Origin of the sequence: Roseomonas sp. KE0001 (genome assembly GCF_016107285.1) — a bacterium.
Taxonomy (GTDB): Bacteria; Pseudomonadota; Alphaproteobacteria; order Acetobacterales; family Acetobacteraceae; genus Pseudoroseomonas.
The window spans coordinates 42869-64386 of sequence record NZ_RCVQ01000011.1 but is presented as its reverse complement, the minus strand read 5'-3'; the positions used below and the strand labels follow the sequence as shown (position 1 = coordinate 64386).

General features: G+C 70.9%; 18 protein-coding genes. 7 read left to right on the top strand and 11 right to left on the bottom strand.

Going from position 1 to position 21518, the window contains the following annotated elements; genetic code table 11:
* Positions 1-26: 26 nt before the first annotated feature.
* Positions 27-1067, bottom strand: a complete 1041-nt coding sequence (locus tag D9598_RS18280; protein WP_198367996.1) for an amino acid ABC transporter substrate-binding protein — start codon at positions 1065-1067, stop codon at positions 27-29.
* 128 nt (positions 1068-1195) lie between these two features.
* Between D9598_RS18280 and D9598_RS18275 the strand changes: the two genes are divergently transcribed.
* Positions 1196-1717 (top strand): YaiI/YqxD family protein, encoded by a 522-nt coding sequence (locus D9598_RS18275; RefSeq protein ID WP_198367995.1) that lies wholly within the window; start codon positions 1196-1198, stop codon positions 1715-1717.
* Between the two features lie 7 nt (positions 1718-1724).
* On the opposite strand, the gene D9598_RS18270 is transcribed toward D9598_RS18275, so the two are convergent.
* The 3 genes from D9598_RS18270 to D9598_RS18260 all read right to left on the bottom strand — a co-directional run bounded on the left by D9598_RS18270 (position 1725) and on the right by D9598_RS18260 (position 6027).
* Positions 1725-2705 (bottom strand): aldo/keto reductase, encoded by a 981-nt coding sequence (locus D9598_RS18270; RefSeq protein WP_198367994.1) that lies wholly within the window; start codon positions 2703-2705, stop codon positions 1725-1727.
* 71 nt (positions 2706-2776) lie between these two features.
* Positions 2777-5155 carry a penicillin acylase family protein gene (locus tag D9598_RS18265; RefSeq protein ID WP_198367993.1) on the bottom strand — a complete coding sequence of 793 codons (2379 nt, stop codon included), beginning with the start codon at positions 5153-5155 and terminating at the stop codon, positions 2777-2779.
* Between the two features lie 110 nt (positions 5156-5265).
* On the bottom strand, positions 5266-6027 hold the full coding sequence (locus tag D9598_RS18260) for an IclR family transcriptional regulator (RefSeq protein WP_198367992.1): 762 nt from the start codon (positions 6025-6027) through the stop codon (positions 5266-5268).
* Between the two features lie 150 nt (positions 6028-6177).
* Here D9598_RS18260 and D9598_RS18255 point away from each other — a divergent pair, with 150 nt between their 5' ends.
* Positions 6178-7626 (top strand): amidohydrolase family protein, encoded by a 1449-nt coding sequence (locus D9598_RS18255; protein WP_198367991.1) that lies wholly within the window; start codon positions 6178-6180, stop codon positions 7624-7626.
* 27 nt (positions 7627-7653) lie between these two features.
* Here D9598_RS18255 and D9598_RS18250 read toward each other — a convergent pair whose 3' ends face one another.
* The gene (locus tag D9598_RS18250; protein WP_198367990.1) at positions 7654-8997 is read right to left on the bottom strand and encodes an amidohydrolase family protein; all 1344 of its coding nucleotides are present in this window, start codon (positions 8995-8997) and stop codon (positions 7654-7656) included.
* A gap of 137 nt (positions 8998-9134) precedes the next feature.
* Between D9598_RS18250 and D9598_RS18245 the strand changes: the two genes are divergently transcribed.
* Together D9598_RS18245 and D9598_RS18240 are read left to right on the top strand one after the other, a co-directional pair.
* A complete protein-coding gene (locus D9598_RS18245; RefSeq protein WP_198367989.1) occupies positions 9135-10514 on the top strand; it encodes a class II 3-deoxy-7-phosphoheptulonate synthase in 1380 nt (459 codons plus the stop codon).
* 10 nt (positions 10515-10524) lie between these two features.
* Positions 10525-11706 carry a nicotinate phosphoribosyltransferase gene (locus tag D9598_RS18240; RefSeq protein WP_370592079.1) on the top strand — a complete coding sequence of 394 codons (1182 nt, stop codon included), beginning with the start codon at positions 10525-10527 and terminating at the stop codon, positions 11704-11706.
* A 4-nt stretch (positions 11707-11710) separates the two neighbouring features.
* Here D9598_RS18240 and D9598_RS18235 read toward each other — a convergent pair whose 3' ends face one another.
* A complete protein-coding gene (locus D9598_RS18235) occupies positions 11711-12448 on the bottom strand; it encodes a prephenate dehydrogenase/arogenate dehydrogenase family protein (protein ID WP_232477422.1) in 738 nt (245 codons plus the stop codon).
* 273 nt (positions 12449-12721) lie between these two features.
* Here D9598_RS18235 and D9598_RS18230 point away from each other — a divergent pair, with 273 nt between their 5' ends.
* Entirely contained in the window at positions 12722-13714 is a 993-nt protein-coding gene (locus D9598_RS18230) for a D-2-hydroxyacid dehydrogenase (RefSeq protein ID WP_198367987.1), read from the top strand.
* 99 nt (positions 13715-13813) lie between these two features.
* On the opposite strand, the gene gpt is transcribed toward D9598_RS18230, so the two are convergent.
* Together gpt and D9598_RS18220 are read right to left on the bottom strand one after the other, a co-directional pair.
* A complete protein-coding gene (gene gpt / locus D9598_RS18225; RefSeq protein ID WP_198367986.1) occupies positions 13814-14293 on the bottom strand; it encodes a xanthine phosphoribosyltransferase in 480 nt (159 codons plus the stop codon).
* A gap of 2 nt (positions 14294-14295) precedes the next feature.
* Positions 14296-14637: a tRNA-binding protein gene (locus tag D9598_RS18220; RefSeq protein WP_198367985.1), complete on the bottom strand. Its 342-nt coding sequence runs from the start codon at positions 14635-14637 to the stop codon at positions 14296-14298.
* Positions 14638-14769: 132 nt separating this feature from the next.
* On the opposite strand from D9598_RS18220, the gene ggt reads away from it, so the two are divergent.
* Complete coding sequence (ggt, locus tag D9598_RS18215; protein WP_232477421.1) at positions 14770-16392, top strand: gamma-glutamyltransferase; 1623 nt, start codon at positions 14770-14772, stop codon at positions 16390-16392.
* Positions 16393-16454: 62 nt separating this feature from the next.
* Positions 16455-17945: an amidase family protein gene (locus D9598_RS18210; protein WP_198367984.1), complete on the top strand. Its 1491-nt coding sequence runs from the start codon at positions 16455-16457 to the stop codon at positions 17943-17945.
* A gap of 46 nt (positions 17946-17991) precedes the next feature.
* On the opposite strand, the gene D9598_RS18205 is transcribed toward D9598_RS18210, so the two are convergent.
* Genes D9598_RS18205 through araD form a run of 3 tightly spaced genes read right to left on the bottom strand, consistent with a single transcriptional unit; the run spans position 17992 to position 21518 of the window.
* Positions 17992-18972, bottom strand: a complete 981-nt coding sequence (locus D9598_RS18205; RefSeq protein WP_198367983.1) for a tripartite tricarboxylate transporter substrate binding protein — start codon at positions 18970-18972, stop codon at positions 17992-17994.
* 40 nt (positions 18973-19012) lie between these two features.
* A complete protein-coding gene (locus D9598_RS18200; RefSeq protein WP_198367982.1) occupies positions 19013-19732 on the bottom strand; it encodes a ribonuclease activity regulator RraA in 720 nt (239 codons plus the stop codon).
* Between the two features lie 34 nt (positions 19733-19766).
* A complete protein-coding gene (araD, locus tag D9598_RS18195) occupies positions 19767-21518 on the bottom strand; it encodes an L-arabinonate dehydratase (protein ID WP_198367981.1) in 1752 nt (583 codons plus the stop codon).

Sequence of the window (21518 nt, the reverse complement as noted above, 5' to 3'; positions counted from 1 at the left end):
GCGGTGGCCGCCCTCCGGCGCCGGCTTCAGCGGATGGGCGGCGCGTACATCAGCCCTCCCTTGTTCCAGAGCGCGTTGAGCCCGCGCTCCAGCCCGAGCGGCGAATCCTGGCCGAGGTGCCGCTCGAAGATCTCGCCGTAATTCCCGACGGCCTTGATGGCGTGGTAGGCCCAGCGCCGGTCCAGCCCCATGGCCGGCCCGTGATCCCCCGCCACGCCGAGCAGGCGCCGCACTTCCGGGTTCTGGCTCTCCAGCATGGCATCCACATTGGCGCGGGTGATGCCGTGCTCCTCGGCCAGGATGAGGGCGAAGACGGTCCAGCGGACGATGTCGTACCACTGCCCGTCGCCCTTGCGCACCGCCGGGGTCAGTGGCTCCTTCGAGATGATGTCGGGCAGGATGACGTGCTCGTCGCGCGGCAGGCTGGTGATGAAGCCGGCGAGCTGGCTCGCATCCAGCGTATAGGCATCGCAACGGCTGTTGGTGTAGGCGGAGCGGGTGTCGGTGGGGTTCTCGAAGACCACGGGGTTGACGCGCACCCCGTTGGTGCGTGCCCAGTCGGCCAGGTTCAGCTCGTTGGTCGAGCCGGCGCTGACGCAGATCGAAGCGCCGTCCAGTTCCACGGCGCGCTTCACGCCGCTGCGCTTCGGCACGATGAAGCCCTGGCCGTCATAGAAGGTCACGGGGCCGAATTGCAGCCCGGCGCTGATCTCCCGCGCATGGGTCCAGGTGAAGGTACGGGCGACGAGGTCCACCTGCCCTGATTGCAGGGCGGTGACGCGGGTCGCGCTGGTCAGCACCGTCCAGCGGATGCGGGCGTCGGGGCCGAGGACGGCCGCGGCGACGGCGCGGCAGATGTCGGGGTCCAGCCCCTGCTGCTCTCCCCGGCTGTCCGGCACGCCGAAGCCTTGCGAACCCTGGTTGGCGCTGCAATCCAGCAGCCCCTTGTCCCGCACGGCGGCCAGGGTTGATCCGGCGGGGGCAGGCTGTGCCTGGATCGGGGGAGCCAGCGCCATGGTGGCGAGGAGAGGCAGCGCCGCGAGGGCAGGCAGACGCAGTCGGAACATGAGGGCATCCCTGATGAAGAGCCCGTGTGGGTGGCGTTGGTTGATGAAGGCCAAGCAATGATCGGGCCAGATACACCCCGGATCCGCCCGCTTGGCCCGCGGCGGCTCCTCGTCTATGCCTGCGGGTCATGAATGCGGATCGGGAAGGCCCGGAGGTCTGGGTGGACGGCGACGCCTGCCCGGTCCGGGAGGAAGTCTTTCGCGTGGCCGGGCGGCTCGGCCGCGTGGTGCACGTCGTCTCCAACGGCTCGCGCGGCATCCGCCTGCCGGACGTGTCCTGGGTGCGTCGGGTCATCGTGGCCGAAGGGGCCGATGCGGCGGACGACTGGATCGCGGAGCATATTGCCGCCCAGGATGTCTGCGTCACCGCCGACATTCCGCTGGCCTCGCGCTGCCTGGCGCGGCAGGCGCGCGCGCTCGCCCCGAACGGCCGCGTCTGGACACGCGACAACATCGGCAGCGCCCTGGCGGGGCGGGAGGTGGCGCGCCACCTGCGCGAGATCGGCGCCGCCACGCGCGGGCCCGCGCCGATGGCCGGATCGGACCGCTCGCGCTTTCTCGCCGCCCTGGAGACCGAGGTGCAGGCGGCGATCCGCGAGGCCGCCGCGCCGCCGATCACCCTTTGGCGCCCCCTGACGGACTGGGACTAGGCCATCCTCAGCCCGGCGTGGGTGCATCCTCCGGCAGCAGCCCCTTGGCCTTCAGCGCCGCCCAGAAGGCGGAGGGAATGCGGGCCCGCATCAGCGCCGCGTTCTGCCGCACGCGGTCCGGGTGCTTGGCGCCGGGGATGACCGCCGCCACCACCGGATGCGCGGCGCAGAACTGCAAGGCCGCGGCCCGCAGATCGACGCCAAGCTCCTGGCAGACGGCGGCGATGCGGTTGCGCGCCTCGACCTCTGCCGGCGCGGCCTCGACATAGTTGAAGGTGGTGCCGCCGGCGAGCAGCCCGGAATTGTAGGGCCCGCCGACGACGATATGGGCGCCGCGCTCGGCGCAGAGCGGGAAGAGCTCGTCAAGCCCGGCCAGGTCGATGAGGCTGTAGCGCCCAGCCAGCAGGAAGACGTCGGGGTCGGACTCCTTCAGCGCGCGGATGCAGGGCTCGGTGAGGTTGACGCCCATCCCCCAGGCCTTGATGAGCCCCTCCTCGCGCATGCGGATCAGTTCCCTGAAGGCTCCTTCGCGCGCGGTGGCGAAAGCCTCCTCCCAGGCATCGCCCAGATGGTCGGCGGCCAGGTCATGGACGTAGACGATGTCGATCCGCCCGATGCCCATGCGCTGCAGGCTGTCCTCCACCGAGCGGCGGGCGCCGGCGGCGGAGTAGTCCTGCACGCGGCGGAAGGCCATGGCGGAGCGGAAGGGATGCGCGATCTCGCCCTCGACGTCCGGCACCAGAAGGCGCCCCACCTTGGTCGAGAGCACATACTCGTCCCGCGGGCGCTGCCGCAGCATCTGCCCGAAGCGGAACTCGGACAGGCCGGCGCCGTAATGCGGCGCGGTGTCGTAGTAGCGGATGCCGCTGTCCCAGGCCGCCTCCAGCGTGGCCTGGGCGGTGGCCTCGTCCACCTTGTCGAACATGTCGCCCAGCGGGGCGCCGCCGAAGCCGAGCGGGCCCGGGGGTGCGAAGCGTGTCGTGGCCATGGGGTGACTCCTCTGCGGGACTTCCTGCGGTGCAGACACCCGGGCCGGCCCCCGGGTTGCGTCGCGGAGCGTCAGTCCGGACCGGCCGGCTCCAGGTGAATGCAGCGCATCACCATGTGGTCCACCGCCTCGCGCGTATAAAGCAGGGGCATGTACTCCCCGCGCGCCCAGTGCGGCGCCAGGTCGGCGTAATGCGGCGAGGCCGGGTCGCCCGACTGGCCGGGCGCGTTGATGCAGAGGCTGTTGTCCCAGGCGCCGACATCCATCACCAGCCGCACCGAGGCGCCGTAGTTGCAGCGGAAGTCGGAGGCCCGGTAGCCGGTGTGCATCGGCGTCTGCGCGCTGCCGCCGACGGGGTAGGGGCCGACATCGAGCCCGGCGAGGGAGCCCCCCCTCTCGCTGGCCAGCCCGGTCAGGGCATGGCTGAAATAGCCATGGTGCAGCCGCCCCCATTGCCACGTCTCCGGCGAGAGGCCCATGCGGCTCTCGCAATCGCGGAAGGCGGCGATCAGGCATTCGGCCAGCAGCGCGTCCCGCGCCCGGGCGGGATCGGGGCCGAAACGGTCATCGGGCTGCTCCAGCGCGCGCAGCAGGCTCTCCATGTCCTGCGGCACCAGCAGGGGGTGCAGCGACTCGTCCGGGACCAGCGCGGCCAGCAGGCGCGGCTTCAGGTGCCGGGTCAGCAGGACCTCGAAGAGCGCGGCGGCGGGGCTGTCGGCGTCCAGCCGGTGATCCCAGTCCTCCAGCAGGGTCTGCGCCGCCCAGAGCTCCGGCGCCCCGCCGCGGGGCAGCGAGAGCAGCTGGGCGCAGAGGCGGCGGGCCGGCAGCGAGGTCACGTCGGTCTGCAGCGCCGCCGAATCCTCCAGCGTCAGCAGCGGGCCGCGCGTCAGCGCCTCGCGGATGCGCCGGGCACGGGAGGCCTCGGTCCATTCATAGCCATAGGTCTTCTCGGCATGCGGCCAGTGCGGCGGCAGGTTCTGCTCATTGGCGCTGTGCACGAAGCCCTCCAGCGGATCGACGCGCCAGGGGTGCTCCGCCGGGTCGAGCAGGCCGGACCATTCGTAGCGGCCATCGCCCGGCACCGGCAGCAGACCGTCCCAGTTCGGCCGCTGCGGCGCGTAGCCGGCCGGCGACCAGGCGATGGTGCCGCCGGTATCGGCGTAGACCATGTTCACCGAGGGCGTGCCCCAGCGGCGCAGCGCGGCGCGGAACTCCTCGAGGCTGCGCGACCGCATGGCGGTGAGGCTGGCGAGATAGGGGGCCGAGCCGGGCAGGGACCAGACGCTGCGGATGGCGACCGCGCGCCGCGCCGCGCGGTCCTCGGCGATGACGGGCCCGTGCCGGGTGAAGCGGAGGGACAACTCCTGGTCGGGATGATGCTTCACGGCGAAGCGCTCGCGCAGCACCGTCATCGCCTCCTGGCCGTCGCCGTAGCGGTAGAGGTCAGGGTCCTCCGCCGCGGTCTCGTAGACGTAGACATCCTCCTGGTCGGCGCCGTGGATGGTCAGGGCGAAGGCGGCCGTGCCGTTATGGCCGATCGAGATGCCGGGCACCGCCGGCTCGCCGGCGCCGATGGCGTTGAAGCCCGGGCTCTCCAGATGAACGATGTAGCGCAGCGAGGGCGCGGCATGGGCGCGGTGCGGGTCGGAGGCCAGGATCGGCCGGCCGCTCTCGGTGCGGCTGCCATGGATCGCCCAGTTGTTGGAGCCCTCCATCTCGGCGCCCTGCACGACCTCGCCGAGATCGGTGATGCCGGTCCAGCGGCGCCACGCCTCGAGCGGCGCCGCCAGCCGCTCCGGGGAGAAGGTGACGGCGGCGGTGGCGAGCCTGAACTGCGTCAGCACCTCTGTGCCGAGGGCGGAGAGGTCGAGGCCCTCGGCGCGGACCGGCTCGCGCATCGGCTCGAGATCCTTGCGCAGCAGGTCGGTCGCCAGGTCGGCGCGCGACAGCACGATGGCGCGCAGCACCTCGGAGATCGCGTTGCGCGTCAGGCTGTGGCTGCGGATGCGCACGACATCCTCCGCCGCCCAGCGCGCCGGCCGCGTGCCCATGGCGACGAACTCGACGGGCAGGCGGTGCGGCTCGGCCTCGGTCAGCGCCACATAGGCGTTGATGCCGGCGGCGAAGGCCTCGCAGATGACGCGGGCATCGGGAGCATAGGCGGTGAACTCCGCCTCCATGTCGCCGCGATAGAGAAAGAGGCGCGCGGCGCGGTCCTGCGCCAGGTAGCCGGGACCGAAATCCGCGGCGAGCAGCCCGAGGCCGCGCTTGCGCCAGAGGTCGATCTGCCAGAGCCGGTCGCGCGCCGCGTTGAAGCCCTGCAGCATGAAGAGGTCATGCTCGTTCTCGGCGCGCAGATGCGCGACGCCCCAGCGGTCGATATGGATGGAGGCCGGCTGCCGCAATCCTTCCAGCGCGATGGTCTCGTCCTGGCTGGCGGAATCGATCATGCTCCGGCACGTCCCTCACTGGTCGCGGAAGCCGGGGAGGCTAGAAGCCGTGGGCGCCGCGCGCAATCCACGCCGGCACAGATCGGCCGGGGTGGTATCGCATCGCGATGTCAGCGCAGGCCGCTCAGCGCGCGGGCGGCCTCGACCGCCAGCGGCGCGAAGCGGGGAACGAAGCGCGCCGCCGGCCATTCCGCGAGCGAGCCGGCGAGGTGTATGGCGCCCACCGGGCGGCCGGCATGGTCGACGATCGCGGCGCCGACGACGATCTCGCCGATGAGCATCTCCTCCAGCACGATGGCGAAGCCCTCGCGCCGGGCCTGGTCTATGCGCGCCATGATGATATCGGGGTCGAGGATGGTCTTGGGCGTATGCGGGCGCAACGTGGTGCGCTGCAACAAGGATGCCACCGCGTCGCGCGGCAGCTGCGCCAGGCAGGCACGGCCCCCGGTGGTGCTGAAACTCGGCAGGCGACGGCCGACCAGCGTGGCATAGAAGGTCTCGCGCTTGCTCTGCCGCCGCAGCGCATAGACGATGGTGTCGTCATCGAACAGGCTCAGATCCACCCGTTCGCCGGTGTTGCGCTGCAACTCGTTGATCACCGGGCTGGCGCGCTCGATCAGCGGGCGGCTGCGCAGGAAATCGAAGCCACGGTCCAGGATCCGGCGGCCGGGCGTGTAGCCGCGGCCATTGGCACCGCGCTCCAGGTAGCCGAGCTTGAGCAGGGTGTGCGCCATGCGCTGCGCCGAGCTGCGGTCGATGCCGGAGAGATGCGCCAGCTCGTTCAGGCTGAGTTCCCCCGGCTGGCGCCCGAAGGCCTCCAGCAAGGCCAGCCCCTTCTGCAGCGATTGCACGAACAGCCGGTCCTCCGCCATGGCGCAGCCTCCTCCTGGCAGGGTCTTGAGGCTGGCGCGGGCCGGGCGCAAGGCCGGGGCGTGGCAAATCCGCCGGCGGCGGCTGGATCGGAGGGCCGGGACGGGGCATGATCCCTGTCCTCTCCCCTGCACCGGTGAAGGATTGCCCGCATGGCGCTCCGCTGCGACCTCATCATCCGCGACGCGACGATCTTCGATGGCACGGGCGGCCCGCGACGGCTCGGCGATGTCGGCGTCAGCGGGGACCGCATCGTGGGCGTCGGCGACCTCGGCGGCGCCAGCGCCGATCGCGAGGTGATCGCCACCGGCAAGGCCATTGCGCCCGGCTTCATCGATGCGCACACGCATGACGACCGCGCCGTGCTCTGCGGGCCGCAATGCATGCTCTGCAAGGTCAGCCAGGGGGTGACCACCGTCGTCGTCGGCAATTGCGGCATCAGCCTCTCGCCGGCGCGCATGAGCCGGCGCCCGCCGCCGCCGCTCGACCTGCTGGGCGACGAGAGCTGGTGGACCTTCGACAGCTTCGGCGACTATGCCCGGACCCTGAAGAGCCAGGGCTGCGAGGTGAACACCTATGCCCTGATCGGCCATCAGACGCTGCGCATGGAGGCGATGGGCGGCGATGTCTACCGCCCGGCCAAGGATGCCGAGATCCTGCGCATGCAGACGCGGCTGAAGCAGGCGCTGGCCGAGGGCGGCTCCGGCTTCTCGACCGGCCTCTACTACCCGCCGAACGCCCAGGCCACGACCGAGGAGGTGATCGCGGTCGGCGAGGCGCTGCGCGCCTCGGGTGGCATGTACGTCACGCACATGCGCGACGAGGCCGACAAGGTCTGCGCCTCGATCGAGGAGACGCTGAAGATCGGCCGCCGGATCGGCGTACCGGTGCATATCAGCCACCACAAGTGCTCGATGCCGGAGAATTACGGCCGCAGCACCCAGACGCTGGCGCTGATCGGCGCGGCTGCGGCGATGCAGGAGGTGGCCTTCGACGTCTATCCCTATCCCGCCGGCTCCACCGTGCTGATGCCGGAGAAGGTGCGCGACGAAACCCGTGTCATCATCACCTGGTCGGTGCCCTATCCGGAGATGGCGGGGCGCGACCTCTCGGAGATCGCGCGGGGCTGGAACACCGATCTGCGCGCCGCCGCCGAGCGGCTGACGCCCGCCGGCGCCGTCACCTTCCAGATGGACGAGGAGGATGTGCGCCGCATCATGCGCCATCCGCTCTCGATGATCGGCTCGGACGGGCTGCCGCATGACGAGAAGCCGCATCCGCGCCTCTGGGGCACCTTCCCCCGCGTGCTCGGCCTCTACACCCGCCAGCTCGGCCTGTTCGACATGGAGACGGCGATCCACAAGATGACCGGTCGGGCGGCGCAGGTCTTCGGCATGGTGGACCGCGGCGAACTGCGCGAGGGCGCCTATGCCGACCTGGTGCTCTTCGACCCGGCGACGGTGATGGACAATGCCACCTTCGAGAATCCGGTGCAGATGAGCGTCGGCATCGAGGAGGTCTGGACCAATGGCGTGGCGACCTTCGCCAGGGGCCGGGAGACAGGGGAGAAGCCGGGGCGGGTGGTGACGCGCGGGCGCTGAGCCACCGGCTCCGGGCCCGCCGCGTCCTCAGGCAAGGGGGCCCGCCACTTCCTGCCCGCCCTGCCACACCGCGCGGATGCGGCGCGTCGCGCGGATGTCCCGCGTCGGGTCGGCGGCCAGCACCACCAGATCCGCCCGCAGGCCGGGCCGCAGGGCGCCGCGATCCTCCAGCCCGAGCAGGGCCGCCGCCTCCTGGGTGGCGATGCGCAGAGCCTGGGCCGGCGTCAGGCCTGCCTCGACCATCAGTTCGAGTTCGCGGTGCTCGGCGAAGCCCTGGACCCGCAGCGGCGTCGCGCCGGAATCGGTGCCGTAGCCGATGCGGACGCCGGCCTCGTGCAGAAGCTTCAGGTTGCGCTGGTTCATCCGCACCGCGGCCCGGCGCGGGCCGGCCTTCTCCAGCTGGCTCCGCCGCCAGTCGGGGTCCTGCAGGCGGGCCATCAGAGCGGGATTGGCGGCGGCGCGGAAGAAGGGATCCTCCAGCAGCTCCGGCCGATCGGCGTAGATGTATTCGGCCTCGTCGATCTGGATGGTCGGAATGTACCATGTGCCCTGACGGCGCATCGCCTCGATCAGCGGCGGGTCGGCCTCGCGGTCGCGGATGCCGTGGCCCAGGATATCGACGCCGTTCTCGACCGCCAGCCGCGCCTGCGACAGGTCGTGGATATGCGCCACCACCTTGAGCCCGCGCGCATGGGCGGCGGTGACGGCGGCGCGCACCATCTCGGGCGGCATCTGCGGCAGGGTGCCGCCCAGACCGTCCACCCAGATCTTGATGAGATCCACACCCTGCTCCGCCATGGCATCGACGGCGCGGCGCATCGCCTCCACGCTGTCCGGCCGCGCCACCTGGTCCTCCGACAGCTGCATCGGCCCGGAAGGCGGGGCACCGTCGGGGACACCGATGCCGGGCCCGGCGCCCAGGAAGCGGGCGCCCGGCAGGCGTCCCTCCCGGCTGTCCTGCCGCAGCGCATGGAAGGGCGGCGGGTTGAGCCCGAGGGCGGCCACGTTGGTGACGCCGAAATTGCGGTACAGCTCCAGCTGGGCCTGCACGTTCTCCCGCGTGTAGAAGCGCCGGCCCGAGGCCCCGCCGGCCGTGTGGCCGATGTGGATGTGATCCGCCGTCATGCCGGGGAGCAGGCAATGCCCTGTGAGGTCGACGCGCCGCGAGCCCTCGGGAGGCGCCTCGCGGCCGATGGCGCGGATCAGCCCGTCCTGGATGAGGACGGTCGCCGGCTCCCCCAGGCGCTCGCCATCGAAAGGCCGCGCGCCCGTCAGGGCGGTGGGCGGCATGGGCTGGGACCGCGCGGGGCGGGACGAGGCCAGGCACAGCCCCGTCAATGCCAGCATGGAGGCGCGTCGGCTCAGATGCATGGGAGTTGCCTTCCTGTTGAATGAACCGCGGTTCATAATAGCCGGCAGGACGCTGGGTTGCGGATGGGGCGTAGCCCGGCGGGGCAGGCTCGGTCTATTCTGGCCGGCCAGAAACTCTAGTGAGGACGCTCAGTGTCATGACGGTGCGCGGGTGGCAGCCCGGAAGCTGGCGGGAGATGCCGATCCGGCAGGTCCCGGACTATCCGGACCAGGCCAGGTTGAATGCCATGGAATCCCGTCTGGCGAGCTTTCCCCCCCTGGTTTTTGCCGGTGAGGCCCGCAGGCTGCAGCAGTCCCTGGCCCTGGCCGGGCAGGGGCGGGCCTTCGTGCTCCAGGGCGGCGATTGCGCCGAGAGCTTCAACGATTTCCGCGCCAACACCATCCGCGACACCTTCCGCGTGCTGCTGCAGATGGCCGTGGTGCTGACCTTCGGCGGCTCGCTGCCGGTGGTGAAGCTCGGGCGCATGGCCGGCCAGTTCGCCAAGCCGCGCTCCTCGGACACCGAGACGGTCGATGGCGTGACGCTGCCCTCCTATCGCGGCGACATCATCAACGGGCCGGAATTCACCGCCGAGGCGCGGGTGCCCGATCCGGGGCGGATGGAATTCGCCTATATGCAGTCGGCCGGCACGCTGAACCTGCTGCGTGCCTTCGCGACGGGCGGCTACGCCGACCTGCACGAGGTGCACCGCTGGAACCTCGGCTTCGTCGCCCGCTCGCCGCTGGCCGAGCGCTACCAGGACCTCGCCGCCCGCATCGACGAGACGCTGCGCTTCATGGGCGCCTGCGGCATGTCGAACGCGCCGCAGGTGCGCGAGACGGAGTTCTACACCAGCCATGAGGCGCTGCTGCTGCCCTATGAGCAGGCGCTGACCCGGGTCGATTCCACCAGTGGCGACTGGTATGCCTGCTCCGCCCACTTCCTCTGGATCGGCGACCGCACGCGGCAGCCGGACGGCGCGCATGTCGAGTTCCTGCGCGGCGTGCGCAACCCGCTCGGCCTGAAGGTGGGCCCGACCACCGACGCGGCGGAGCTGGTGCGCCTGACCGAGATCCTGAACCCCGAGAACCGCCCCGGCCGGCTGACGCTGATCAGCCGCATGGGGGCGCAGAAGGTGATGGAGAAGCTGCCGCCGCTGCTGCGCGCGGTGAAGCGGGCCGGGCGCGAGGTGGTCTGGATCTGCGACCCGATGCACGGCAACACCCACACCGCCGGCGGCTACAAGACCCGCTCCTTCGACGCCATCCTGGCGGAGCTGCGCGGCTTCTTCGACGCGCACCAGGCCGAGGGCACCTGGGCCGGCGGCGTGCATGTCGAGATGACCGGCAGCGAGGTCACCGAATGCGTCGGTGGCGCGCACCGGCTGACCGAGGCCGACCTCTCCGCCAACTACGCCACCTTCTGCGATCCCCGCCTCAATGCCGAGCAGGCGCTGGAGCTGGCCTTCCTGGTCGCCGAGGAGCTGAAGGCGCGGCGGCCGGAGGGGGTGGCCTTCCCCTCCATCGCGGCGCAGTGAGCGAGGCCTCATGACCAAGCCCCCCGGGGCCGGGCCGTTGCACGGCTCGATGACGTCGGATGAGGCCATCGCCGGCCTCACCGACGCCTATTTCAACCGTACCAAGGCCATCGTCGCCCGCTTCGGCGATGCCCGCGTCACTTATGCCGTCTTCATGCGCCGGCCGGTGGTCTCGGCGCCACGGCTGATGGTCGAATGGCTGGAGCGCGTGGCGGCGGCGCGCGGCATCGAGATCGGCATCGAGCTGATGCACAAGGAAGGGGAGTGGATCGGCGCGGGTGATCCGATCCTCTACCTGACCGGCTCCCTGGTGCAGCTGGGTGACCTCGAGACGCTCTACCTGCAGAAGCTCGGCCCGCCCTGCGTCGCGGCGCACAACGCCTATCAGATGTGCCTGGAACTGCCCGGCGCCGCCTTCCTGGCCATGGAGGCCCGGCACTGCGCCGGGGCCGAGATGCAGGAGATGATGGCCTATGCCGCCTCGGTCGGCAGCCGCGCGGCGCAGCGGGAGGGGGCCAAGGGCTTCATCGGCAATGCCAATGACGCCACGGCGCACTGGTTCGGTCAGGGGCGGGGCTATGGCACCATGCCGCATGCCCTGATCGGCTATGCCCGCAGCACCGTGCGCGCCGCCGAGATGTTCCACGAGACCTTCCCCGACGAGCCGCTCACCGTGCTGGTCGACTATTTCGGCCGCGAGGTGACCGACACGCTGGCGCTCTGCCAGCGCTTTCCGGATCTGGCGGCGGAGGGGCGGCTCTCGGTGCGGATCGACACCCATGGCGGCCGCTTCCTCGAAGGGCTGGACCCGGCGGCCTCCTACGCGGTGCTGGAGCGGCACGCGCCCGGCGCCATCCGCCGCTACCGCTCGGAGACCGAGCTGCGCCACCTGGTCGGCACCGGCGTCTCAGCGGCGGCGATCTGGCGCATGCGCGAGGCCTTGGACGAGGCGGGCTTCCCCCGCGTGCGGATCGTCGCCTCCTCCGGCTTCGGCGTCGGCAAGTGCCGGGTGATGCAGCAGGCCCGGGCGCCGATCGACGTGGTCGGCACCGGCAGCTTCATCCCCGATACCTGGAGCGAGACCTACGCCACCGCCGATATCGTCGCCTATGACGGCGTGGCGCGGGTCAAGCTGGGGCGCGAGTTCCTGCTGCACCGCCATGGGGAGCGGCAGCGGAACTCGGGAGGCTGAGGCCTCACGCGGCCAGGGTGTCCTCGCCCTGGCCCGCGGGCGCGCGCAGCAGCGCCTCGGCCCCGGCCAGCAGCCGCGCCTTCACCTCGGGCATGAAGGGGTTCTCCTCGGTGATGGTGCGGAACAGCGCCTCGCTGTCCTGCGAGACCATGCCGAGCGCGTCCATCAACCGATCGAAGCTGCGGGTCCGGTGTGGCAGTTCGGGCATGTCCAGCCCCTGTACCAGCCGGGCCAGCAGATGGGTCAGCCCCTGCACCCAGGCCATCTGCCGGTCATGCTCCTCGGCCGTCATCCAGACCACGGCGAGGCCGAGGCGGTGCAGCAGCCGCGCGGTTAGGCGGGCGGCGGCGCCGCCGGAGGGATCGACCACCACGCGCAGCCCGACGATCCCGTCCCGCGCGCTTTGCGGCCCGAAGAGGGGGTGCAGCCCCAGGACGCGGACATGGCGCGGCAGCAGGGCGCGCAGCGTCGCCAGGGGGCGCGTCTTCAGCGAGCAGAGTTCGACCACCACGGCGCCCGGCCGCAGATGCGGCGCGATGGCACGGGCCGCCTCGGCCAGCCGGGCGACGGGAACAGCCAGCACCACGATATCCCGGCTCGCGGCCTCGGCCAGGGAGGCCGAGCCGGGCCAGGCGGGATCATGCCCGGCGACGGGGCCGAGACGTTCCAGATGCGGCCGGCAGAAGGCGCCGAAGGCACCGAGGCCGATCAGGCCGAAGCGGAGGCGGGGAAGGCGGGACATTGGCATCCTCGGCGGGCTGGCGCCGCCACCGGAAAGCCAGGGGTCCGAAATGACACTGCCGCCCGGTGGGCGGCAGGGTGTCTCGTTCAAGGCAGGGACGACCGGGCCGCTCTCTATGCGGAGAGCCGGTAATAGGATCGCAGCGCGGGCGCGGCCGGGGTCATGGCCGCATCAAAGCCGCCGCGGGAAGGACCGTCAAGGGCAGGCGCGCCGGAGGCCTTCCGCCTGTGCAACGGCCTTGACGTGGCCGCCCGCCATGCGAGGCTTCGCGCCATGCGCATCCACGTCCAGAATCCCGCCGGCGAAACCCTGTTCCCGATCACGGAGGCGCAGTGGCGCCAGGCGCTGACCCGCCATCCGGACATGACCGGCCTGACCGTCAGCTTCGCCGATGACGATGCCGGCTTCGCCGCCGGCCTGGGCGAGGCGGACATCCTTCTCACCTGGGTTTCCGAGGTGGACCGGCGCCTGAAGGGCAAGCTGCCGCCGGAGCGCGCGCCCGGGCTGAAGGCGATCTTCTGCAACTCCGCCGGGGTGGACCGGCTGCTGCCGCTGGACTGGCTGCCGGCGCGGACGGCGCTGCTGAACAACCGCGGCACGCATGGGGCCAAGGCCGGTGAATACGGCATCATGGCCCTGCTGATGCTAGCCAACCATATCCCGACCTTCGCCCAGGCGCAGCAGCGGGGCGAGTGGCGGCCGCGCTTCGCCACCCTGCTGGCGGGGCGCACCGTCTGCGTCGTCGGCCTCGGCACGCTGGGCGGCGCCGTGGCGGGCTGGGCGAAGCGCTTCGGCATGACCGTGATCGGGGTCCGCAGCCGCGCGACGCCGCACGAGTCGTGCGATGAGGTCGTGGCGCAGGGCGATATGGACAGCGTGCTGCCGCGCGCCGACTACCTCGTGCTGGCCTGCCCACTGACGCCCGAGACGCGCGGCCTGATGGATCGCCGCCGCCTCGCGCTGCTGCCCGCGGGCGCGCGGCTGGTGAATATCGGCCGTGGCGCGTTGTGGGACCAGGACGCGCTGTGCGACCTTCTGGAGGGCGGCCATCTCGGTGGGGCGGTGACCGACGTGGCCACGCCGGAGCCCCTGCCGCCGGAGCACCGACTCTGGCGGGCGCCCAACCTGCTGGTCACGCCGCATATGTCCTCGGACAATCCGGACACCTACAACGACATCAGCCTGGACATCCTGTTCGAGAACATCCGGGCGCATCGCGCCGGCCAGGGCTGGCCGAACCAGGTGCGGCCGGACCGCGGCTACTAGAGTATTTGTTTTTGCGGGCAGCTTCACCCGATCAGGCGCTTCCACCTGATCAGGATCTGCTCCGGGTGCCGCGCCGGGGACCGCCGGCCCCCGGTCGCCTCACTGCGGCGGGGCCGAGCGCGCGATCGGCGCCACGAATTGCGGCTCGGTGTCCCAGGGAAAGAGGATCCAGGTGTCCTGGCTGACCTCGGTGATGAAGGTATCGACCAGGGGATTGCCGGCCGGCTTGGCGTAGACCGTGGCGTAATGCGCCTTCGGCAACAGCCCGCGCACTACCCTGAGGGTGGTGCCGGTGTCCACCAGATCGTCCAGCACCAGCCAACCCTCGCCATCCCCGGCGGCGGCGGGCGCCTTGGCCACCACCGGCTCGCCGCGCGTCTCCTCGTCGTAGGTGACGATGGAGACGCTCTCGATCAGCCGGCAGTCCAGCTCGCGCGCCACGATGGCGGCCGGGATCAGCCCGCCGCGCGTGATGGCGACGATGCCCTTCCAGGGCCCCTTGGCGATGAGCCGCCAGGCCAGCGCCTTGCCGTCGCGGTGCAGCTGGTCCCAGGTGACGGTGTAGTAGCGCGGTGCCATGCTCAGAACATCCTGCCGCCGTTGGGCACGGCGATATCGGGCCTGAGCAGGACGACGGCGCCCTCGGTGTCAGGCAGGCCAAGGGTCAGCACCTGGCTCTCGAAGCCGGCGATGCGGCGGGGCGGGAAGTTCACCACGCAGAGCACCTGCCGGCCGATCAACTGGTCGGGCTTGTAATGCGCCGTGATCTGGGCCGAAGAACGGCGGAGGCCGAGCTCCGGGCCGAGATCGATCTCCAGCCGGTAGGCCGGCTTGCGCGCCCCCTCCAGGAGCTGCGCGTCGACCACCGTGCCGACACGGATGTCGAGGCGGTCGAAATCTTCGATCGTTGCGGTGGCTGCCATGGTCTCCGGATAGCGCGGCGGGCTGGGCGAGGGAAGTGGCAAGCCATCCCCCGCCGTGCCGGCGCGCAGGTGGTGGTGGCCGGCGGGGCGCGGTAAGCTGCTGTGCCTCAACGTCCGACGCGAAAGAGAACAATGCGCGACTACCCGACCCGCGATTTCCATGCCCCTGGCCGCAGCCCGGTCCTGGCGACCCATGGCATGGCGGCCACCTCCATGCCCGCGGCGACGCTGACGGCGATCGACATTCTCCGCCGCGGCGGCAACGCCATGGACGCCGCCATCGCCGCCGCCGCCGTGCTGGCGGTGATCGAGCCGCAGTCCACCGGCATCGGCGGCGACTGCTTCTGCCTGTATGCCCCGGCGGGCGGCGGCAAGGTCGTGGCCATGAACGGCTCCGGCCGCGCCCCGGCCGGCGCCACGCCGGAGAAGCTGCGCGCCGACGGCCTGACCGCCATGGTCAACACCTCGGCCCATTCGGTCACGGTGCCGGGGGCCGTCTCGGCCTGGGCCAAGCTCAACGCGGCGCACGGCCGGCTGTCGCTCGCCGAGATCCTGGAGCCGGCGGCGAAGCTCGCCGAGGAGGGCCACCCGGTGCACGCGCGCGTCGCCTCGGACTGGGAGGCGGCGGTGGGCAAGCTGGCGAAGCATCCGGCGGCCGCGCAGCACTTCCTGAAGGACGGCAAGCCCTTCCGCATCGGTGACATCTTCGCCCAGCTGGCGCTGGCCCGCACCCTCCGCGCCATCGGCCAGCAGGGCGCGAAGGCGTTCTACGAGGGCGAGGTCGCGGCCGACATGGTTGCGACCCTGCGCGCCGCCGGTGGCACCCACACCGAGGCCGACTTCGCCCGCGGCCTCGACGTCGCGGAGTTCGTGGAGCCGATTCAGACGCGCTGGCGCGGGCTCGACGTCTATCAGTGCCCGCCGAACGGTTCGGGCCTGCTGGTGCTGCAGATGCTCGGCGTGCTCGGTCAGTTCGAGACGCCCGAGCAGGGGCCGCTCTCCACCGAGCGCCTGCACCGCCACGTCGAGGCGGCGCGCCTCGCCTATCGCGACCGGGACGGCTTCCTGGCCGATCCCTCGCAGGTCGAGGTGCCGGTGGCGAAGCTGACCAGCGAGGACTACACCCGCAAGCTGCGCGCGCTGATCAGCGACGATGTCGCGATGCGCGAGCTGCCGCCGGCCGGCATGGCGGAGATGCTGCCGAAGCACCGCGACACGGTCTATCTCTGCGTCGTCGATGCCGAGGGCAATGCCTGCTCCTTCATCAACTCGCTCTTCGAGAGCTTCGGCTCCGGCATCCTGGCCGAGAAGAGCGGCGTCATGCTGCAGAACCGCGGCTTCGGTTTCCGCCTGCAGGAGGGCCACCCGAACTGCATCGCGCCGAACAAGCGGCCGATGCACACCATCATCCCCGGCATGGTGATGGAGAACGGCCGCGCACTGATGCCCTATGGCGTCATGGGCGGGCATTTCCAGCCGATGGGCCAGACGCTTTTCCTCTCCAACCACTTCGAGTTCGGCCTCGACGTGCAGGCGGCGCTCGACCTGCCGCGGCTCTTCCCCTACCAGGGCAAGGTGCAGGTGGAGCGCGGCATCCCGGCCGCGGTGATCGACCGGCTGAACCGCATGGGTCACCAGTGCGAGTTCATCAACAAGCCGCATGGCGGCGGCCAGGCGATCCTGATCGATCACCGGCGCGGCGTGCTGATCGGCGGATCCGACCCGCGCAAGGATGGCTGCGCGCTCGGCTACTGAACTCCGGCGGGGCGCCCGGCGCGCCCCGCTTCCCCACCCGCTTTGCCCGAAGGACGTTCCGCGTGACCGAAGCCTGCGACCTCTCCGCCGTCACCGCCCGCCGCCTGATCGGCGAGAAGAAGCTCTCCCCCGTCGAACTGCTGGAATCCTGCATCGCCCGCATCGGCGCGGTGAACCATGCCGTGAACGCCATGGTGGCGATGGATGAGGACCGCGCGCGGCGCGAGGCCAAGGCGGCGGAGGCCGCGGTCATGCGGGGCGAGGCGCTCGGTCTGCTGCACGGCCTGCCGCTCGGCATCAAGGATCTCGACGATACCGAGGGGCTGGCCACCACCTTCGGCAGCCCGATCTTTCGCGACAACGTGCCGAAGCGCGATTCCACGATGGTGGCGGATCTGCGCCAGGCCGGCGGCATCGTCCTCGGCAAGACCAACACGCCGGAGTTCGGCGCCGGGGCCAATACCCGCAACGCCGTCTATGGCGCGACGGGCAATCCCTTCGACCCGGCCCGCTCGGCGGCCGGCTCCTCGGGCGGATCGGGCGTGGCGCTGGCCTGCGGCATGGTGCCGCTGGCCAGTGGCTCGGACACCGGCGGCTCCCTGCGCAATCCGGCGGCCTTCAACGGCATCGTCGGCTTCCGGCCGAGCCCCGGCGTGGTGCCGGCCGAGCGGCGGGCCCTGGGCTGGTCGGCCCTCTCGGTGCTCGGCCCGATGGCGCGCGACACCGGCGATCTGGCGCTGATGCTTTCCGCCATGGCGGCCGACCACGGCGTCGACCCGCTGGCCTACACGCTGCCCGACATCGACGTGCGGCGCGGCATGGCGCTACATGAGGCGATCGACCTCTCGACGATCCGCGTCGCAGCCACGCCGGATTTCGGCTTCGCGCCGACGGAGCGGCATATCCGCGAGGTCTTCGCCGAGCGCGTGAAGGCGCTCGGCCCGCTCTTCGCGGGGGTCGAGGAGAAGCACCCGCAATGCGGCGGTTACGACGAGGCCTTCGCCATCCTGCGGGCCCTGAGCTTCCTGGCCGGACATGAGGAGAAGGTGCGCGCGCGCCCGCAGGATGTGGGCCCGAACGTGCGCGCCAATGTCGAGGAAGGCTGGGGCTACAGCGCCAGCGACGTGGCGCGCGCCTCGGTGTTGCAGACCCAGATCTACCGCGCCTGGCAGGCCTTCTTCGAGACCGGCGTGGATGTCATCCTCTCGCCGGCCATCACCCTCTCGCCGCGCCCGTGGAGCGAGCTCTATCCGGCCGAGATCGACGGCCAGCCGACCAAGAGCTACTTCCACTGGCTGGCCCTGGCCTATGCCGTGACCCTTCCGGCGCATCCGGCGATCAGCCTGCCGCTGGGCGTCGACCGCGCCGGCATGCCCTTCGGGCTGCAGATCGTCGGCGCGCGCGGGGCGGATGCGCAGGTCATCGCCGTGGCGGCGGCCATCGAGGCGGCGGTGAGCGGCGACGCCACCCTCGCGCGGCCGGTGCCCGATCTGGCAAAGCTGAAGGCGGCCCGGCCGATCCGCGAGATGCCGGGCTTCCTGAGCTTCGACTGAGGGGAGGGTGGGCGGGGCGCTCGGCCCACCCTCAACCTCCGGAGGGTCAGGCGGCCTCGATGTTGCCGCGCCTCACCACATCGGTCCAGCGCGCGATCTCCTTGCGCTGGAACGCCTGGAACTCCTCCGGACTGTTGCCCACGACGCTGAAGCCGATACGGTCCATCTGCTTCACGGTCTCGGGGTGCTTCAGCCCGGCGACGATGGCGGCATGCACGCGCTGGATCAGCGCCGGTTCCATCTTCGGCGGCCCGGCCATGGCCTGCCAGGAATAGACGACGAAGTCCTCGAGCCCGGCCTCCGCGGCGGTCGGGACGTCCGGCAGCAGCGGGTGCCGCTTCTCGGAGGTCACCAGGATCGGCTTGACCTGCCTGTCCTGGATGAAGGGCGTGATGAAGCCCAGGTTCTGGAAGGACAGCTGGACATTGCCGGCGATCAGGTCGGTCGTCGCAGGCGAGCCGCCGGCGTAGGGGATATGCGCGACATGGGTGCCGGTGAGCTGCTTGAACAGCTCCATGGTGAGATGATCGGACGAGCCGACGCCGCTGGTCGAGTAGGAATCCTGCGCCCCCGCGCGCTTCAGCCAGGCGATCAGGGCCTTCAGGTCGTTGGCCTGAACCTGCTTCGGATTGACCACCAGAACGTTCGGCGTGGTCACGGAGAGCGTCAGGTTGGTGAAATCCGTCTCCGGATCGTAGCCGAGCTTGGGCCGCAGCGCCTTGTTGATGGCGAAGGTGCTGATCGGCGCCGCCAGCAGCGTGTGGCCATCCGGCGTGGCGCGGGCAAGCTGCCGCGCACCGACCTCTCCGGCCGCGCCCGGGCGGTTCTCCACCACGACCGGCTGGCCCAGCGCCTCGGTCATGCGCTGCGCCACGGCCCGGCCGATGATGTCGGAGGAGCCGCCGGGGGCGAAAGGCACGATCATGGTGGTGGGCCGGTTCGGCCAGGCCTGGGCGCGAGCCTGGCGGCCCAGGATCAGGGCCGGCAGCGCGAGCGAGCCGGCCCGCAGCAGGGTGCGACGGTGCATTCTTCTTGATCTCCTTGGACGTGGAAAGGGGAGGTGGCGGCTAGCGCCCCTTCTCCTTCCTCCAGGCGGCGAAATCGGTGAGCGACTGCTCGTCGGTCGGCGGATAGAGGCCGAGGATGGAGCGGCCGCCACGCACCTGCTCGGTGACGAAGTCCTCGAAGGCCGTCATCTCCGTCGCTTCCTGGGCAAGCTCGTCGGCCAGCTCGGCGGGGATGACGATGACGCCGTCATTGTCGCCGACGATGACATCGCCCGGAAAGACCGGCGCGTCGCCGCAGCCGATCGGCACGTTGATGTCGATCGCCTGGTGCAGCGTCAGATTGGTCGGCGCCGAGGGGCGGGTGTGGAAGACCGGCATCTCGAGCGAGGCGATCTCGGCGCTGTCGCGGAAGCCGCCATCGGTGACGACGCCGGCGACGCCGCGCTTCATCAGCCGCGTCACCAGGATGCCGCCGGCCGAGGCGGCGCGCGGGTCCTTGCGACTGTCCATCACCATCACGGCGCCGGGCGGGCACTCCTCCACCGCCTTGCGCTGCGGGTGGGCGCGGTCGCGGAAGACGTCGATCCTGTTGAGATCCTCGCGCGCCGGCATGTAGCGGAGGGTGAAGGCCTCGCCCACCATGCTCTCCGCCATCGGGCGCAGCGGCTGCACCCCCTGGATCATCTGGTTGCGCAGCCCGCGCTTGAACAGCGCCGTGGCCAGGGTCGCGGTGCTGACCTGCTTCAGCTTGTCGCGGGTCTCGGGCTTGAGTTTGCTCATCGTTGGTTGCTCCGGGCGAAAGGGGGCGTGGCGGTCAGAAGATCGCCGGCTCGGGGACCGGCGGGCCGAACTCGGTCTTCAGGAAGTCGAAGTCGCAGCCCTCGTCGGCCTGGCGGATATGCTTCGAGAACATCCAGCCATAGCCGCGGCCGTAGCGCTCCGGCGGCGGCACCCATTCGGCGCGGCGGCGGGCCAGTTCCTCGTCCGGGACCCGCATGTTGATGCTGCGCGCATCGACATCCACCTCGACGATGTCGCCGGTGCGGAGCAGCGCGAGCGGGCCGCCGATATAGGATTCGGGCGCGACATGCAGCACGCAGGCGCCATAGCTGGTGCCGGACATGCGCGCGTCCGACAGGCGCAGCATGTCGCGCAGCCCCATCTTCAGCAGCTTCTTCGGCATCGGCAGCATGCCCCATTCCGGCATGCCGGGGCCGCCCTGCGGGCCGGCGTTGCGCAGCACCATCACCGTATCGGGCGTGAAGGGGAAGCTCTCGTCCTCCACCGCCTTCTTCATCGAGGGATAGTCGTCGAAGACCACCGCCGGCCCGGAATGCTTCAGGAACTTCTGGTCCATCGCGGCCGGCTTGATGACGCAGCCGGAGGGAGCGAGGTTGCCCTTCAGCACCGCCAGAGACCCCTCGCCATAGATCGGATTGGCGGTGCCGCGGATGACATCGTCGTTGTAGACGCGCGCGCCCTCGATGTTCTCGCCGAGGCTGCGGCCGGTCACGGTCAGGCAGTCGAGATGCAGGTGCTCGCGGATATTGCCCATCAGCGCCCTGATGCCGCCGGCATAGAAGAAGTCCTCCATCAGGTAGGCATTGCCGGAGGGGCGCACATTGCCGATGACCGGAACCTTGCGGCTGAAGCGCTCGAAGTCGTCGAGGCCGATCTCCTGGCCGGCGCGGCGCGCCATGGCGATCAGGTGGATGATGGCGTTGGTCGAGCAGCCCATGGCCATGGCGACGGCGATGGCGTTCTCGAAGGCCTCCCGCGTCTGGATCCTCTGCGGCGTCAGGTCCTCCCAGACCATCTCGACGATGCGCCGCCCGCTCTCGCTGGCCAGGCGGATATGCCCGGCATCGGCGGCGGGGACGGAGGAGCCGCCCGGCAGCACCATGCCCACCGCCTCGGCGATGGCGGTCATGGTCGAGGCGGTGCCCATGGTCATGCAGGTGCCATAGCTGCGGGCGATGCCGCCCTCGACGCCCAGCCAGTCCTGGTCGGTGATCTTGCCGGCGCGCAGCTCGTCCCAGTACTTCCAGGAATCCGAGCCCGAGCCCAGCACCTTGCCCTGCCAGTTGCCGCGCAGCATCGGGCCGGCCGGCAGGAAGATCGCCGGGATGTTCATGCTGGTGGCGCCCAGCAGCAGGGCGGGGGTCGACTTGTCGCAGCCGCCCATCAGCACCACGCCGTCGACGGGGTGCGAGCGCAGCAGCTCCTCCGTCTCCATGGCCAGCATGTTGCGGTAGAGCATGGTGGTCGGCTTGACGAAGCTCTCGGAAACCGAGATGGCCGGCAGCTCGACCGGGAAGCCGCCAGCCATCAGGATGCCGCGCTTCACGTCATCGACGCGGGTCTTGAAGTGCGCGTGGCAGGGCTGCAGGTCGGACCAGGTGTTGACGATGGCGATGACCGGCTTGCCGGTCCATTCCTCGGGCGCGTAGCCCATCTGCATGGCGCGGGAGCGGTGGCCGAAGCTGCGCAGGTCGGCCGGACCGAACCAGCGGCGGCTGCGGAATTCCTCGACGGTTTTGACGCGGGGCAGGGGAGACTGGCTCAT

Bases quoted from the DNA above. Each gene is read 5' to 3' on its own strand.
- D9598_RS18280 (WP_198367996.1), bottom strand. From the start codon at position 1,067: ATGTTCCGACTGCGTCTGCCTGCCCTCGCGGCGCTGCCTCTCCTCGCC.
- D9598_RS18275 (WP_198367995.1), top strand. From the start codon at position 1,196: ATGAATGCGGATCGGGAAGGCCCGGAGGTCTGGGTGGACGGCGACGCC.
- D9598_RS18270 (WP_198367994.1), bottom strand. From the start codon at position 2,705: ATGGCCACGACACGCTTCGCACCCCCGGGCCCGCTCGGCTTCGGCGGC.
- D9598_RS18265 (WP_198367993.1), bottom strand. From the start codon at position 5,155: ATGATCGATTCCGCCAGCCAGGACGAGACCATCGCGCTGGAAGGATTG.
- D9598_RS18260 (WP_198367992.1), bottom strand. From the start codon at position 6,027: ATGGCGGAGGACCGGCTGTTCGTGCAATCGCTGCAGAAGGGGCTGGCC.
- D9598_RS18255 (WP_198367991.1), top strand. From the start codon at position 6,178: ATGGCGCTCCGCTGCGACCTCATCATCCGCGACGCGACGATCTTCGAT.
- D9598_RS18250 (WP_198367990.1), bottom strand. From the start codon at position 8,997: ATGCATCTGAGCCGACGCGCCTCCATGCTGGCATTGACGGGGCTGTGC.
- D9598_RS18245 (WP_198367989.1), top strand. From the start codon at position 9,135: ATGACGGTGCGCGGGTGGCAGCCCGGAAGCTGGCGGGAGATGCCGATC.
- D9598_RS18240 (WP_370592079.1), top strand. From the start codon at position 10,525: ATGACCAAGCCCCCCGGGGCCGGGCCGTTGCACGGCTCGATGACGTCG.
- D9598_RS18235 (WP_232477422.1), bottom strand. From the start codon at position 12,448: ATGTCCCGCCTTCCCCGCCTCCGCTTCGGCCTGATCGGCCTCGGTGCC.
- D9598_RS18230 (WP_198367987.1), top strand. From the start codon at position 12,722: ATGCGCATCCACGTCCAGAATCCCGCCGGCGAAACCCTGTTCCCGATC.
- gpt (WP_198367986.1), bottom strand. From the start codon at position 14,293: ATGGCACCGCGCTACTACACCGTCACCTGGGACCAGCTGCACCGCGAC.
- D9598_RS18220 (WP_198367985.1), bottom strand. From the start codon at position 14,637: ATGGCAGCCACCGCAACGATCGAAGATTTCGACCGCCTCGACATCCGT.
- ggt (WP_232477421.1), top strand. From the start codon at position 14,770: ATGCGCGACTACCCGACCCGCGATTTCCATGCCCCTGGCCGCAGCCCG.
- D9598_RS18205 (WP_198367983.1), bottom strand. From the start codon at position 18,972: ATGCACCGTCGCACCCTGCTGCGGGCCGGCTCGCTCGCGCTGCCGGCC.
- D9598_RS18200 (WP_198367982.1), bottom strand. From the start codon at position 19,732: ATGAGCAAACTCAAGCCCGAGACCCGCGACAAGCTGAAGCAGGTCAGC.
- araD (WP_198367981.1), bottom strand. From the start codon at position 21,518: ATGAGCCAGTCTCCCCTGCCCCGCGTCAAAACCGTCGAGGAATTCCGC.